Origin of the sequence: Candidatus Enterococcus moelleringii (assembly GCF_017377575.1) — a bacterium.
Lineage (GTDB): Bacteria > Bacillota > Bacilli > Lactobacillales > Enterococcaceae > Enterococcus_A > Enterococcus_A moelleringii.
In genome coordinates this window covers 146,759-161,740 of record NZ_JAFREM010000008.1, presented here as the reverse complement: position 1 = coordinate 161,740, position 14,982 = coordinate 146,759, and the positions used below count along the sequence as shown (strand labels likewise).

Annotated in this window: 15 protein-coding genes; 6 read left to right on the top strand and 9 right to left on the bottom strand. The window is 43.4% G+C overall.

Annotation, left to right across the window (positions count from 1 at the left end):
- Positions 1-622 precede the first annotated feature (622 nt).
- Both JZO70_RS05350 and JZO70_RS05345 read right to left on the bottom strand, forming a co-directional pair.
- Positions 623-1,996: a sensor histidine kinase gene (locus tag JZO70_RS05350; RefSeq protein ID WP_207672512.1), complete on the bottom strand. Its 1,374-nt coding sequence runs from the start codon at positions 1,994-1,996 to the stop codon at positions 623-625.
- Entirely contained in the window at positions 1,996-2,688 is a 693-nt protein-coding gene (locus JZO70_RS05345; RefSeq protein ID WP_207672511.1) for a response regulator transcription factor, read from the bottom strand. The genes JZO70_RS05350 and JZO70_RS05345 overlap by 1 nt, the downstream gene beginning before the upstream one ends.
- A 164-nt stretch (positions 2,689-2,852) precedes the next feature.
- On the opposite strand from JZO70_RS05345, the gene JZO70_RS05340 reads away from it, so the two are divergent.
- Genes JZO70_RS05340 through JZO70_RS05325 form a run of 4 tightly spaced genes read left to right on the top strand, consistent with a single transcriptional unit; the run spans position 2,853 to position 5,805 of the window.
- Positions 2,853-3,776 (top strand): ABC transporter ATP-binding protein, encoded by a 924-nt coding sequence (locus JZO70_RS05340; RefSeq protein WP_207672510.1) that lies wholly within the window; start codon positions 2,853-2,855, stop codon positions 3,774-3,776.
- Complete coding sequence (locus tag JZO70_RS05335) at positions 3,769-4,554, top strand: ABC transporter permease (RefSeq protein ID WP_207672509.1); 786 nt, start codon at positions 3,769-3,771, stop codon at positions 4,552-4,554. The genes JZO70_RS05340 and JZO70_RS05335 overlap by 8 nt, the downstream gene beginning before the upstream one ends.
- A 2-nt stretch (positions 4,555-4,556) precedes the next feature.
- On the top strand, positions 4,557-5,339 hold the full coding sequence (locus JZO70_RS05330; protein ID WP_207672508.1) for an ABC transporter permease: 783 nt from the start codon (positions 4,557-4,559) through the stop codon (positions 5,337-5,339).
- Between the two features lie 7 nt (positions 5,340-5,346).
- Complete coding sequence (locus JZO70_RS05325; protein ID WP_207672507.1) at positions 5,347-5,805, top strand: hypothetical protein; 459 nt, start codon at positions 5,347-5,349, stop codon at positions 5,803-5,805.
- A gap of 66 nt (positions 5,806-5,871) precedes the next feature.
- On the opposite strand, the gene JZO70_RS05320 is transcribed toward JZO70_RS05325, so the two are convergent.
- The 6 genes from JZO70_RS05320 to JZO70_RS05295 all read right to left on the bottom strand — a co-directional run bounded on the left by JZO70_RS05320 (position 5,872) and on the right by JZO70_RS05295 (position 12,780).
- Positions 5,872-6,414 (bottom strand): metallophosphoesterase, encoded by a 543-nt coding sequence (locus JZO70_RS05320; RefSeq protein WP_207672506.1) that lies wholly within the window; start codon positions 6,412-6,414, stop codon positions 5,872-5,874.
- Positions 6,415-6,482: 68 nt separating this feature from the next.
- Positions 6,483-9,041 carry a LuxR C-terminal-related transcriptional regulator gene (locus JZO70_RS22345; RefSeq protein WP_242703782.1) on the bottom strand — a complete coding sequence of 853 codons (2,559 nt, stop codon included), beginning with the start codon at positions 9,039-9,041 and terminating at the stop codon, positions 6,483-6,485.
- 34 nt (positions 9,042-9,075) lie between these two features.
- The gene (locus tag JZO70_RS05310; RefSeq protein ID WP_207672505.1) at positions 9,076-10,038 is read right to left on the bottom strand and encodes an ABC transporter permease; all 963 of its coding nucleotides are present in this window, start codon (positions 10,036-10,038) and stop codon (positions 9,076-9,078) included.
- The gene (locus tag JZO70_RS05305) at positions 10,035-10,775 is read right to left on the bottom strand and encodes an ABC transporter permease (RefSeq protein ID WP_207672504.1); all 741 of its coding nucleotides are present in this window, start codon (positions 10,773-10,775) and stop codon (positions 10,035-10,037) included. The genes JZO70_RS05310 and JZO70_RS05305 overlap by 4 nt, the downstream gene beginning before the upstream one ends.
- Before the next feature lie 15 nt (positions 10,776-10,790).
- Positions 10,791-11,726: an ABC transporter ATP-binding protein gene (locus tag JZO70_RS05300; protein ID WP_207672503.1), complete on the bottom strand. Its 936-nt coding sequence runs from the start codon at positions 11,724-11,726 to the stop codon at positions 10,791-10,793.
- A gap of 121 nt (positions 11,727-11,847) precedes the next feature.
- The gene (locus JZO70_RS05295; RefSeq protein WP_207672502.1) at positions 11,848-12,780 is read right to left on the bottom strand and encodes a helix-turn-helix transcriptional regulator; all 933 of its coding nucleotides are present in this window, start codon (positions 12,778-12,780) and stop codon (positions 11,848-11,850) included.
- Between the two features lie 108 nt (positions 12,781-12,888).
- On the opposite strand from JZO70_RS05295, the gene JZO70_RS05290 reads away from it, so the two are divergent.
- Positions 12,889-13,518 carry a type 1 glutamine amidotransferase family protein gene (locus tag JZO70_RS05290; protein ID WP_207672501.1) on the top strand — a complete coding sequence of 210 codons (630 nt, stop codon included), beginning with the start codon at positions 12,889-12,891 and terminating at the stop codon, positions 13,516-13,518.
- 387 nt (positions 13,519-13,905) lie between these two features.
- Positions 13,906-14,442 carry a ClbS/DfsB family four-helix bundle protein gene (locus tag JZO70_RS05285; RefSeq protein WP_207672500.1) on the top strand — a complete coding sequence of 179 codons (537 nt, stop codon included), beginning with the start codon at positions 13,906-13,908 and terminating at the stop codon, positions 14,440-14,442.
- A gap of 212 nt (positions 14,443-14,654) precedes the next feature.
- Here JZO70_RS05285 and JZO70_RS05280 read toward each other — a convergent pair whose 3' ends face one another.
- Complete coding sequence (locus tag JZO70_RS05280) at positions 14,655-14,900, bottom strand: hypothetical protein (protein ID WP_207672499.1); 246 nt, start codon at positions 14,898-14,900, stop codon at positions 14,655-14,657.
- Positions 14,901-14,982: the final 82 nt, after the last annotated feature.

Sequence of the window (14,982 nt, the reverse complement as noted above, 5' to 3'; positions counted from 1 at the left end):
GGGCACAGAAATTCCGTAAAATGCAGTTTATTTATTTGATAGAATAGGATGAGAAAATGTTTCTTTACATACTGACTTAGAACACGCTAAGATTTTAGTCGTCGTTCAGTAATAACGAATGGTTTTGTTGAAATCAACGCACAAGATCATTTTCTCACCTCATCTCTTTATAATTTTTTTATCAGCGCTTTCTAATTAAAGTAAAGCGCTTTCCACTATCAAAAAGATTAGCATTCAGACTTGTGGATTGTCAAGAAGATATTTCACGAAAAGCGAGCAGAACAAGAAATGTTTCACAAGATTGATATGCTTTTGATTTCTTGAAATAGGTTAGTTTTGGATGTTGGGTTACGAGAAATTGGTCATAATATGCTTGATGATTGTGAGAGTTTGTACTTTGGTTTATAGACTCTAAAAACCACCTGCTAAGGTAGCATATTCGCAGGTGGTTTAGGTGGGTTATCGCGTGATATATAACTGATTGATTTATTTTCGAACTTAGTGTCATTAGCGAATAATTTAAACGCGTGGTATTCAGCAAAAGCTCTGACAAGAAGCACTTTATCCACTAAACCTAGTTTTGCTTAGAAAATCATCACCCCATTATCTGGTGATTTATTGACTAATTATTTGCTGACACAGGAATAAGGACGCTAACAGCAAGCCCGTTGGGAGATTGAGGCTCAAAGATGATTTCCCCATGATGGGCTTGAACGATTTGACTGGACAATCGCAAACCTAGTCCGTGAGCACCTTCGCTGTCTTGAGTGTTGAACTGTTTAGGAAAAATCCCATCGTTCAGCGTGTCAATTTGCGCTTGTGACATTCCCACCCCATCGTCAATCACACTTAGGCAGCAGGCGTTTTCTTGCTTAGTGACACTCACTAGAATATGACAGCCGTTTGGGTTGTGGTTCATCGCATTGCCAATCAGATTGTCCAGTAATCTTGTCAGTAAAGCAGCATCTCCTTGGAAAAATATTGCATGAGCCTTTTCATCAGCCTGTAGTTCAAATGAATAATTTTGGTCCACGCCATTATTGAGGTATTCGGTAATCACTTGTCGAGCCAGCTCGACTGGATAAATGGTTTCCAGGTGAAAGGGCTGCATCGCATACTCCAGCTTCGAGGTCAAATTTAAGTCGGTAATCAGCTGGCGGAGTTTTTCACCCTTTTGCCGAATGAGCGTGGCCTGGGTTCTAGTTTCTGTTGGTAATGCATCATCATCCTCAATTTCGCCGGCATAGCCCAGCATAATGGAAAGAGGCGTCCTGATATCATGAGATATACCGGCAATCCATTCGGTTCGAGCTTGATCCTTCTTCAAGATATAGTTTCCAGCCCGGTTGACTTCAGCATTAATAGCGGCTAGTTCACCTTTTTCAGCCAGTGCAACTGCTTTTCCACGAGAGATAGTTTCGATCCCGTTCAAAATTGGAGTAACTGCTTTTTCCACCTTTCTAGTGTTGTACCAGAAAAGCAGTAGCATCAAGGTGACATTGCAAACAACGACAGTCAGTAGGCCGGTTAGGGCTGAACGGACATAGGCGGTATCGGTGACAAAATTGTATTTGACGATACTGTTGGGCGGGCAGCCAATCACCAATAATCCGCTGGCAGTTTCCTGAACTAATACAGGATAGTTATCTAAATACCAGCGGCTGAATTGGGCGACTTCTGTGGCAGAATACTGGCGGGGTAAATTGCTGGGCATGGCCTCTTCCCACACAACCGTCCCTTCGTCGTTCAAGACCATCCCCCAGGCTGCGTTTTCCTTTAAAAGTTCGGAAGTCTTTTCGTCGGCAGACACAGTTCCTTGCTGATTTGTATGAATGTGGTCGGCAATTTGTGCAACCGGTATATCGGGATCAGTGGAAGAATGCCAGGAAAATAGCAGTACTGCCAAGAGCAATGCAGCGTTGATTAGTAAAAAAGAAATCAGGATCAAAAAACTGGAGAAAAGATATTTTCGGAAAAAACGTTTTGCGGCAGCCATCACGTCTCCCCCTTTACGATCAATTTGTAGCCCAGTCCTCTAACGGTTTGCAGGGACACCGGCGCAGAGGGATTCGCTTCTATTTTCTCGCGGATGTGTCGAATGTGAGTCATCAATGTCGTTTCGTATCCTTGCCACACGTCACCGCAGGCCGTCTGACATAAGGCCCCAATCGTGACAATCCGGCCGGCATTTTCGGCCAGCTTTAAGAAGATGGCATACTCTTTGGCGGTCAAGGGAATGCTCATCTCTCCTTTTAAAACCTCAGCTTTATCCAAATCAACAGTGGCACCCTCCAAGGCGATTAACCGATTGCTTTCTGGGTACGAACGTTTTAAAATAGCGGCTACCCTTAATAGCAGTTCCTTCGGCAGAAACGGTTTGACCAGATAATCATCGGCACCAAGTTCAAAGCCAGCAAAACGATCTTCGGCTTCCCCCTTGGCTGTCAGCATCAGAACAGGGACTTTACTGATGGCGCGGATTTCCTGAAGCAACTCAAAGCCGTCCATTTCAGGCATCATCACATCCAAAATAATCATATCCGGCATTTTTTTCGTTAACACGTAGAGGGCTTCTTTGGCAGAAGAAACGGTCGTAATTTGCGTATATCCGGCTCGCTCAAAGATGGATTTAAGCATGACTAATAGATCCAGCTCATCATCAACGATTAAAATTGATTTGCTGTTCATTTCGGCCACCTTCTTTCACATTAATCTTTACTATAATTATACAACTGATTTTGGGTGTTGTATCTGTTTCCTCCTGCAATCTCAAGGTAATCTCAAGGCAGGCTGCAAGTTCCCTCAAGGTGGGTGCTCTACAATAAAGGTACCAAGAAAGAAGGAGGCCCACCATGAGTGAGTATGTGATTGAGACAACGAAACTAACGAAGCGATACGGAAGCCAGGCCAGTGTTTCTGAGGTGGATATGCACGTGAAAAAAGGCCGCATCTATGGCTTGTTGGGAAGAAACGGCGCCGGTAAAACAACCACGATGAAAATGCTGCTGAGACTGACTACACCGACCTCTGGTAAGGTGCGGATTTTGGGAAAAGATATGCAGAAAAACAGTGAGAATATTTTGCCCCAAATCGGCAGCTTGATCGAGTCGCCAGGTTTTTATCCTAACCTCACTGCTACCGAGAATTTGCGTATTTTTGCTGAGCTGAGAGGAATCAAAAACCGCCGCTGTATTCAAGAAGCGTTGGCGCTTGTAGGACTGCCCTATCGGGACAAAAAACTATTTTCCCAGTATTCATTGGGGATGAAGCAGCGTTTAGCGATTGCTTTGGCGGTCATGCATAATCCTGACCTGCTGATTCTAGATGAACCGATCAACGGACTTGACCCGATCGGCATAGCCGAGATCCGTTCGTTTATCCGCGAACTTTGTGATATTCAAGGAAAAACCATTTTGATTTCCAGCCATATTTTATCAGAAATTGCCCTGCTGGCAGATGATATTGGGATCATCCATAATGGCGTTTTGTTGGAAGAAGGAAGTCTGGCTGAGTTGGAACAAAAAAACCACCGCTATGTTCATTTTGAAGTCTCGGATAGTTCAAAAGCGGCGCAAATCGCAGCGGGCGTCTTGCACACTAACAATTTTGAAATTTGTGATCACCACAACCTTAAGCTGCTGGGTGCAAATCTGCCTGTCGGCCTGCTTAATCGGGCCTTTATCCAAAACGGCTTGGAGGTTTCTGAAGCTCACTTGTGCGTGGATACCCTTGAAGATTACTTCAAGCGAGTGACCGGGGGTGAAGGACTTGCTTAAACTGATTCGCTGTGAATGGTGGAAATTGAAGCGTAGAAAATTCATTCTGCTAGTGGTGCTGGCAGCCTTAATGTTTCCTATTCCGTTAACCTACTTAATGACCACTCCGGCTATGCTGGAACGCTATCTGGACAAGTCGGAGGCTTTCGATGGACTTTTTAATATGGTCTTAGGCTACGGGATTCAATTTCTCCTCCCCTGCATCCTAGGCGTGATTGCCGCGCTGCTGTTCTTCATGGAAAGAGACAACGATACCTTCAAAAACATTCGCACGATTCCCGTTACCAGCACAAAAATGGTCATCGCAAAAATCTTGGTGTTATTTCTTTTTGGCATCCTCTTTTGCTTCGCATCAACCATCGCTACGGTTCTTTGCGGAACTGTGACCTTAGAGGTAAACGGGCTGGCTTACAAACTATGGTTGGCGGTGGAAACAGGTATGTTTATTACCGCCGGAACCTTGCCACTAGTGGTCCTAGTCGTGTTCTTCAGCAAAACCTACATTTTTTCGATTCTTTTATGTGTCTTTTACAGTGTCTTAAATCTGAGTGCCACCTCATTGTTTGATGCGCTGCCAAAGGCTGTTTTATGGCTGCTGCCTACGCCGTTAACCACTTTTTGGAGCGCTGGCGATATGGATGTCCACGGGATTACGATGGACTTGGTACAAATGAAGGGACTAATCCCCTCCACTTTTCAAGTTGTTTTCACCCTAGGTATCATGGGTCTGCTATCGGTAGTTGTCATCGCCCAGCTTTACAAACGGAGAGGAGAATAATCATGATCGTTATCGTGAAAACAGAGTTCCTAAAGTTGAAAAGATACCATATCCTGTGGGCAGGCGTTGCCCTGATGCTGCTTTCTGTATTGCTGACCTTATTTACTTCGATGGCCAATGACGGTTCCTTCTGGGATTATGCTTACTTGTCCGAACAGGTTATCAAAAATAATATGTCCACGATCTTTCCCATGTGCATTACGCTGATTGCCGGCTATATCATTTCCCGGGAGCAAAAGGATGATACCTTGAAGAACATTCAGGTGATCCCGATTTCTTTCAAGCGATTACTGGTGGGAAAGCTGATTTTGTGCGGCGCTCTGTCGATTTTCTTAGGGGTGGTCTGTGCGTTGTTCACGATTGCGGCGGAATTCTTTGCCGGATTTCCAGGATTTACTGTAGGCTTGGCATTTCAATCACTGATTCAGATGACTTTAAGCAATTTCCTTTTGTATTTAGCGGTGCTGCCGATTATTGTGCTGACCAGCAGAAGGTCCGGGAGCATGCTGATCGGGGTGATTGTTGCCTTTGTCTATGGGTATGGCGGGATGTTTGCAGCCGGTAACATGACTATAGCCAATCTCTATCCGATTACCGCCAGCCTGGGTTTGATCGGCTACCGCAGCTACGATCCGACCGTTCATTGGAATAGCGGGCTGTGTGCCTTAAGTCTCCTGCTAGTAGTCGGAGTAGCAGCATTAATGATTGCTGTCGGGAAAAATAAAGAGCCTAAAGCGACTGCTAAGAAACGCGTGAAGCAGGCTGCGCCTAAGAAAGGCTGGTGATGAGGTGATGAAAAAAAGTCTAGTATTACCCTTGATGATTTTCGGCTGTCTTGCCTTGAATGGCTGCAGTAAAGACCAGATCCTGGGTCATTATAATCAGGCGATCCAACTCGCAGGCTCCACCGAATTAACCAAAAACTATCAGCTAACAGGACAACGTGAAACAGGTATTGATGATTACACAGGAACTTACACCGCCAATTACGAAGATGCCTCTACCACCGAGTATATTTTCGGCGGTACCGCTATTGAAAGAGCAGCCGGTAAAGATATAACTATCACCTGTACTTTAACGGTGACTGACGGCACGGCAAAAGTCTTTTGGCTTTCTGGAAGTAATGAACCGATCGTATTGATGGAAGGTAGCGGTACTTATATAGAAGAACTTACCCTTCCCGACGGTGGTAATTACTTTGGGATTGAAGGCGAGGGGTTTACTGGAAGAGTTGAAATGAGGATTGAATAGGAAGTTGTGGGGGGATTGTAAAAAACACCTGCGAAATTGAGCACTCGCAGGTGTAGAGTTTGGTAATTACCAAGACATTTCTCTTTCGTTTACAATAGTCACTACTTCGTCAATGCTGATTGGTTTATAGTCGATCATATCTACACCGACATTCATAGCGTTTGGGCCTAGTGTTCCATTGAAAAAATCGGTTCTTGTATGGTGGACATGGCCGTACAGGTGGATTGCGCGATTGTAATAACCGTCCCATTCCAGCATCGGATAGTGAAATAAGACAAATTTTCGTTTGTTGTATTTGAAGGAATAGTAGTCCTTCACCCATTCATACAAGGAATGGTCAAAGTTTTCGTCATTCAAATACTGCTCGTGATTGCCTTTAATTAAGTATTTTCTCCCACGCAACTGTTTTAGGATTGCATTAGCCTGCTCTCCATCCCCTTGATAAAGAAAATCGCCTAAAATGTAGACTTCATCCTTGGGAGACTTCACAACACTATTCCAATTTTTGATCAGCTGCTTGTTCATCTCCCCCACATCACGAAAAGGCCGATGGCTGAATTCGATGATGGCTTCGTGATAGAAGTGAGTGTCCGCGATAAAGTACTTCAAGTTATCAACTCCTAGCTTTTAGTTCATTTTAGTCTTTCATTTAATCTTGAAATTCCACCAAGGGCTCATCAATCCAATATCCCAATCCGCCGCGCCTCTTCTATCGCCTGCACCCGAGAATTAACCTCCAGCTTGCGATAGATATTCAATATATGCGTCTTAGTAGTTGCTACAGAAATATAGAGCTTAGCGGAAATCTCTTTATTAGTTAGTCCTAGCGCCAGCTCGTTTAAGACATCCATTTCCCGGTGACTTAGTATTGTTACTTCATCCAGCTCCAGGAGTCTGAGAATTTTCTGATGGAAATGGCGTTCTTCTGTGTCAAAGTTTTCCATCAACTCATTCCCCATCTCTTTGATCAACCGGTCTATCTCTTTACGATAAATGAAAAACTCGTTTAGGATTTCGTACTCGTTACCATAATGGATGGCTTCGTGGTATAAATCGCGAATCATCCGTTTGTTTAGGGACTGTGCCTTTAGAAGCAGCTCGATTTTCAGTAAATCAGCGCCGATGATCCGTAGATAGATCCGCTCCTTGCGGCTGATTTCCAACAAGTGATTCGTGACTTCCATGGCTTGCTGATTTTGATCTCTGGCCGACAGCAGCATGCCGTAAAATAAGGTATTGCTGATAGACAGCTTTTTTTCTTGCTGGTAATCGGCAATATAATTCTCTTGTTTTTCAGCAGACAACTGATCATTTTTCAGCACGTAGCGATATAGTCCAGAGGTTAGCCTCGGATTTTTATAATAGTCCGTCATAAGCAGCTGCTGAACCGCTTCTAAAGCCGCTTTCTGTTCATCCTTTAAATACATCAATTCTGCATAATTGTAGAGATAGGAAGCCCGCATATGAGGATGCTTTTGTCGTGCTAATTTTTCTAGCGCTGCTTCGGCTTCAGTGAGCGCCATTTTTTTCAAATAGATACCGGTGATCGTCAACTCAAAGCTTAAGTGATAGTTGACGGTTTCTTTGGCATCGTCACTGAAATGATCCAGCTGATCATAGGTGCCAGACAACAAGCGAAGGCTTTGTTCAAAGTCTCCGATCTCTTCATAAATTTGCGCCAGAAAGGTCTGATTCATATAGCTGATAAAGAAATTGCCGCTGTTGCGATTTAAGGTGCGGCTTTCCTCCACATAATCCAGCGCTTGGCGGAAGTCATTGTCATAGTAAAATACCATGGCGCACTTCAAACACAAAAAAGCCTTTGACACGTTATTTACCGGTAAAGAAATAATATCTCCTTTGGCAATCATGGTACTTTGCCCCTTATAAAATTCCGTTCCTAAGAGCAGCCACATGCCGTCAAAAGCACCCATTTCTTGCAGATCGGGATAATTTTTCTCCAATTCGCCCAGTATTTCTTCCAGCTTTTGGTAATCCAAGCGGATGTAATAATAGAATAATTTCTGTATAGCGAAATCGATGTTTTTAATCGCAATCGCATCTGGCACCTGCTGGATATAAAAAGTCGTACGCAGATTTTGCGGCTGGTTCAGAAGGATTTCCATTAATTTGGGGTATTCCTTCAGCTCCAATAGCAAGCCTAAACAATCATCTAAATAGCCGGCTTCTTGAAAAACCGCCGCGCTAATCGTTAACTGGGCATTAATTTCCGATTGCGGCTGCTGCAAGAAGCGTTCCACAAAGGCTTCTCTCAACAATGGATGATAGGTGAAGCGTTCCTTTTCTCCGCTTAACACCGTCAGCATCAAGTTCTGCTCCTGCAATTTCCGCAGCATCTCTGAATAAACAATCTCCGGGAAAAAGGCCTGGCTTAGCTCAGCAAAAACAAAAGGGTAATACGCCGTTTGAACCAGGAAATTACGTTCCTTCTCTGGCAGCTTGTCTAAGATTTCTTTGGCTAAATAATCCGAAATGATTCGTTTGGCCTGTCCGCTGCCCTGCTGGTTAGAAAAGTCACTGGACAGCAATAACAGCTGCAGGCCGCCTAACCAACCATCGGCTTTTGCAACCAAGCCTTGGCGCATTTCTAAAGACAGATTGCCAAGGCCGTTCAAGGTGATCAGCTCATTGGCCTCCAAATCTGACAACAGAAAATCTTTTTCCGTGAGGTAGTACAGATCTTGCTCCAGCATTAATTGTCCCAAATAGACAGCCGGTTTATAGCGAGTGATCAAAACCAGATGCAGATTCTTCGGCATTGCTGCAATAAAGGCATCCAGCGAATCCACCACCGGCTGGGCAGTCACAAAATGGAAATCATCCAAGACAAGATACAGCTCCTGATCCGGTTGTATTAAGTCTAGTAAGAACAGCGCAAAATCGGTAAAGCTGTCTTCCTGCAGACACTGCTGGAAGTAATCATAAGCCGCAGCCTTTTCTGTAGCCAAATAAGGGCTGATGCTTTCCAGCACATAGCTCCAAAAAGTAGTGGGAACGTTGCTGTCATCGGCTAAGCTTAACCAGCACCACTGATTTTCCGCCAAGCTGTTCAAGGCTTTTCTTAAGGCTGAGGTTTTGCCATGACCGGCTCCGGCTTCTAACACCAGCACTTTTTTATCAAAGCCTTTTTCGATTTTTCTGATCAAACCAGCTCTAGTGATGCTGTTCTTTTTTAACACAGGAGACGTGATGCGGCTGCTGACTAATTTATCCATAGAGTGGTCCTTTCAGTAGTTTCTCATTTTTTAGCTATCGTAAGTACGTTCGGCGATTTTTTGTGATGGCGATCAATAAGAAGATGCCGCTCAGCACCAGCAGGTAAACAATTACCAGATAGTTGCTGCGGAAGCTTTCGCCGCCGCTGACGTACTCGACCAGTTGCAAAAATTGTTTTTGCGGTAGCACCTTGATTATACCATTCCACCAAGTTTCTTCATTACTTAAGGAAAAGAAACTTCCAGAAACCAAACTGGTGATTACTAATATCATTGAGCCAATCATGCTGGCCTGGTCCCCGTCTTTGAAAAAGGCCGCGTTGCATAAAGCAAAGCTGGTGCCAATCAGACAAATTATTCCAATCAAAAGTCCATAATTTGCTAGGGACATGCCTAGGTTAACGGAGAACACGGTGTCGGCCAGAATAAAGATCAGAAAGGTCGGGATAAATAGTAAACTAAATAGAAAAACGACATAAGATATAAACAGCTTGCCTTGTGAAAGTCCGCTGGCAATCATCCGTTCCATCAGGTGCTGTTCTTTGTCCTCAGTAAAAACAAACGTATTCGTTACTCCTGCCATCAATAAGAACATCAAAATATAGCCTAAAATCCGGGATGCTTTGCTTAGTTTTTTGGTGGTTGAAGTCATGTTCTCGCTGCCACCTGAAAGCATCGTTTGGAGTTGATCTTTAAATTCTTGATTTTTCAACGTAGTAATTTTAGGTGTCCCTTTGGAAAAATCGACTACCGCATCATAGCTTCCTGCTATCAGCTCAGATTTTGGCGGAGCCGTTTTTAGTTCCGTGATTTTTACTGAATCAGATTGAACAGTGATTGGATTATCTCCCACAACAGCTATGTTCAAGGTAGCTTGGGTATGCTTGTTTAGAAACAAGGCCAACACAAAGGCCACTACGATTAGCCCCACCATCATTAGCAGGCGGGCACTTTTTTCCTGAGCTCTTAATAAATGATTTCTCAGCAGTTCTCTCATAAATAAGCCTCTCCTTTAAACGTCATTTGTGAAGCGAAAACCAGAATCAGTGATAGGGCAGCGATTCCAGCTAGGGTAAGCAAAAAGTTCTGGCTGTTGTTGTCATAAATCAGCTGGAAAGCAACTTGAATCACCTTGGATAAAGGCAATGCCTGGCTGATTTTTGAAAATGTTTCGCCTAGAGCGGCCGCAGGGAATAGCAGACCTGCAGTAATGGCGATCACGTTAGTAATAATACTCAGAATCTGATTGGCTACGCCCTCACTTTTGAAGATGCAGCACATTAATACACCTAGACTGCTGCTGGCAAAATTGATACCGGCAAATAGCAGCCACAGTTTGAAGATTTCTGTTCCGTAATTTACTTGGAATAAAATCATCAATATCCCGCCAATGAAGGTATAGAAAATCAACGTATATAAAAAGGTTGCCAGTGTCTTAGCTAACGGGATTTCCCACTGGCTAATGGGTGTATAAAGGCTGCGGAGATTGGCTTGTTTGATCCGTTCCTCCATGAAGCTATTCGCCGAAAACGTGCCAGTGTACAAGGCTGAGTAGAACATCAACGTGACTCCATAATAATCGTAGCTAGTGAAGCTAGCGCCATATAACCCATTGGTCATGAAGCCGATGATCGTCACCAGCAAAAAAGGAAATCCTAGGCAAAACATCAGCCAGGTTGGATTCATTAATAGATTCATAAAGTCTCGTTGCAGCATTTTTCCAAAACGGTACATTCTTTTTCCTCCTTCCTAGTCTCTTAGCGAGCGTCCTGTCAAATCAAGAAAGACGGTCTCTAAATTGTCGGTTTGGATCGCAATATTTTGGATTTTTTCTTTGCGTTGCAGCAAGGACTGAATAATATGATCCAAATTTTCGATTCCTTTAATGGCCGTAATGGTCAAATTATTTTGGGAAAGGGAGATGTCTTTGATCCCTTCAATTTGATAAAAGTCATCAAAGGTCTGAGCATGGGGATTTTCCAATTCAACCAGAATTTTTCGTTCTTGATTTTTGCCCTTCAACTCCTCTTTGGTCCCTTCTGCGATAATAGAACCATGGTCCATGATAATAATCCGGGTGGAGATTTCTTCTACCTCCTCCATATAGTGAGTCGTGTAGAGGATCGTCATACCAGCAGTCTGCATCTTTCGAATTGATTGCAAGATATGATTGCGGGATTGAGGATCGATGCCGACTGTTGGCTCATCCATGATCAAGAGCGTCGGATGATGGGCGATCGCACAGGCAATATTCAAGCGCCGCTTCATCCCGCCGGAAAATGTCCGAGCCTTTTCTTTGCGGTGTTCCAATAGACCCACGGATTCTAAAGCAAAGTTAATGCCTTCTTTCAAGGCTTCCCCCTTCAGTCCATATAATGAAGCAAAAAAACGGACATTCTGCTCAGCGCTTAAGTCTTCATAAATCGCCAAATCCTGCGGCACCATCCCGAGCTCGGCTTTAAAAGCCTTCTTTTGCTGCTGGATGGATTGACCTTTGTAGAGAATTTTCCCTTGGTCAAAACTCAGTGAACCACATAGCATGTTGATGGTGGTACTTTTTGCCGCGCCGTTTGGACCTAGCAAGCACAGAATCTCCCCTTGTTTGATTTCAAAAGTGATGCCATGCAGGACTTCTTTTTTATCATAGGCTTTGGTTAATTGCGTAACTTCGATTAATGGTTTCATAAATGTTGCCTCCTTCGATACATTCATCGTACGAAAAAACACCCAATGATGAATCAACCATATGGTTGATTTCTCCTTGGGTGGAGGCTGAGTGTTGCGGAATAGCAAAAGCACTTCTATCTTATTTTTCATACAACGCAGCTATCGCCTGGGCCTTGCGCTTCATTTCTGCCCGAACATGTGGCGGTCCCAAACACTCGCATTTGTCGCCGAAGCTGAACAGATTATTATAGTAGTAATCATTTTCGATAAAAGGAAAATTCACAATGTAATGCTCGTCACCATCTGGTGTAAAGTCTTCCAACGGGCAATACTCAAGCACCCCGTCCATCACTGATTGATGAATCCGAATTTTGATGGTTGTTTGCATCGTGGTCATCATATCCGTAATATCTAACTGCGGTTTTTGATACTCTCTTGGAGTGAAGTATTCCTGCTGCAGCTGCAGGTTGGATATCCGAGTTAGCTTGAACAGGCGATAATCGTTTCTAATCAGGCAATATCCTTGGAAATACCAATGACTGTTTTTCAGCACCAGCTGATAGGGTTCGACTGTTCGTACGGTTTTATTGCCATGATTGTCGGCATACTCAAAGCACAGTAGTTGGTTTTTCTGCAAAGCGATTTTGATGGTTTCAATGTCGGCTTGGATGTTCCGATTGCCCATCCAGGGACTCAGGTCGATCGATAGTTGATTGGCTTTCAACTCGATATCTTTTGCATTGTCCGCGGGAATAAAGCTCTTGACCTTCGCAAGTGCGTTCACCAGCTCGTCGCCTCGCATCACATCGGAAAGACTAGACAGCCCCATTAAGAGAGCAGAAAGATCCGCCGTTGAAAAAACCTTGCGATCCATTTTATAGTTCTCCATGATTTCAAACCCGCCGCCTACACCGGAGGTTGAACGAATCGGAATACCTGCTAGGTTAATCGCGTCAATGTCTCGATAAATCGTACGGAGCGATACTTCAAACATCTCAGCCAATTCCTGTGCACTGATTCGCTTTTTATCCAGAAGAATCATAATGATGCTGACAAGTCTGTTGACCTTCATTTTGTGGCCGCCTTTCGGAAGTTCTTTTTCTTAGTTTAGATTGTTGCCATACAGGTGTCAACAATTGCTAGGTATACTGAATTTAGAAACAGAAAATGGAGGAATATTATGTCAACAATTTATCTTTATGTACTTGATGGTTTAGCTGATTGGGAATGGGGGTATCTGATTGCGGAGTTGAATTCGGAGCGCTTTTTCAAAAATAATGCGCCGCAGGTTTCCATCAAAATGGTTGGAAGTTCTAAAGAGCCTGTCAAAACGATGGGCGGACTGACTATCGTGCCTGATTGTTTAATAGATGATATGGTGGTGAATGAAACAAATTCGCTGCTGTTGCCTGGTGCTGATACCTGGAATGATTCTGAGCACGCTGCTATTATTGAAAAAGCTGCTGAATTTCTAGATTTAGGCGCAATGGTGGGTGCTATTTGCGGAGCTACTTCGGCCCTGTCCAACTTTGGGCTGTTGGACGCGCGTCCCCATACTAGTAATGGTCCAGGATTTCTTGAAATGGTCTCTCCTGGTTACAAAGGACAACCTTTTTATGTAGTTCAGCCAGCGGTAGCAGATAACAATCTAATCACTGCCAGTTCGACAGGTGGATTGCTCTGGGCAAAACAGATTATTGAGTATTTAGATGTCTTTCAAGAAGACACATTAGAAGCCTGGTATAACTATTTTAGTACAGGCGAAGCTGATTATTTCTATCGTCTGATGGAAAGTTTACCAACTAGGTAAGAAGGATATCAGAAGTTTGGTTTCGCTGTTTTAGGCAAAAAAAATGAGTGCAGGATACCACCCCTGCACTCGACCGTCAAAAAACTTAAAAGGTTTGAAACTAAGAAAAGTATACCATTTTTTGTCCAGCAACTCCATATGTTTTGAAAAAAAAATTCCAATAATTAGTATCACTGTCGTTTTCCATTAATCAATGGATTAAGCGAACGCGGCTATTCACGAGAAGAATTTCCACTTATCCAGCCATTGAACTGTTCGCTATAAAAAGCCGAATTTTCTCTTGACCCACACGTTACGTGTTGGCTTATAGTAAGTATATATAGAAGGAAGATGGATCGAATTTCGTCTTCGTATACACTTATTAGGAAACTCAAGGAGGAATAATCAATGGCCAAACCTACAACTAAAACCGATCTAATCCAAACAGGAAATGACTCATTCCAAAAATTAATCGACCTGCTGGATTCCCTACCCGCTGACCAACTGGAAGGTACGTTCACTTTTGATGTATCTAAGGAAAAAGGTGCTCACTGGGAAAGAGACAAAAATCTCCGGGACGTTCTAGTACATTTATATGAATGGCACCAGTTACTGATTGACTGGGTGAATGCCAATCTTGCTGGTGAAGAAAAACAGTTTTTGAAGGAAGGCTACAATTGGAAAACTTACGGCGGAATGAATATTGAGTTTTGGGAAAAGCACCAGGACACTTCTTATGAAGATGCGCTGACTTTATTGAAAGAAAGCCACGCAACAGTCATCAAGCTGGCTGAACAATTGTCAAACGACGAATTGTTCTCTAAAGGAGCATTTACTTGGGTGGGAGGAAGCACGTTATGCAGCTACTTTGTCTCCGCAACCTCCAGCCACTATGAGTGGGCCTTGAAGAAAACGAGGAAATTCAAAAAATCTTTGAAGTCCTAGCCGCAAATTCTGCCATATGCTATACTACTAATACCTTGGCAGGGGCAATTCGTATTGCTGCAGCATCGAGCGCTTTTTTGGCTCGATGCTTTTTTGGCTCTCCTTAGCTCTTCTTCTCAGTTGAGTTCTCAGCTCTCACCCAAGCTATTGGTAAGCAAAGAAAAGTAATAGCAATGAAATACCAAGCGACTCTCAAAATTTTCTTCATTCGATCAGCCCCTTTTGCTTTTTAGAAAAACAATGTAATCATGGATCAAAAATGCAAAAACTGAGATAAAGATCAGTGCCAGCAGAAGATCAAAAAACAGTACAAGATTTCTCATCGATGGGTCGATTGATTCGTTCATCTCTTTGAATATAAAGAAGGTGGCGATTATTAAACATATTAGTTCTGTCACAAACTTAGCAGTGCTTGGCTTTGCACGATTGGAGTTTTTACGGAAAGGTTCTGGCGCCATGGTTGAGGTGCACCTTTGGTTTTTTTGGGGGAATAAGAGTTGCTAGAGAGTTAACTGAGATTTTCGGCTCATTCTTTACATT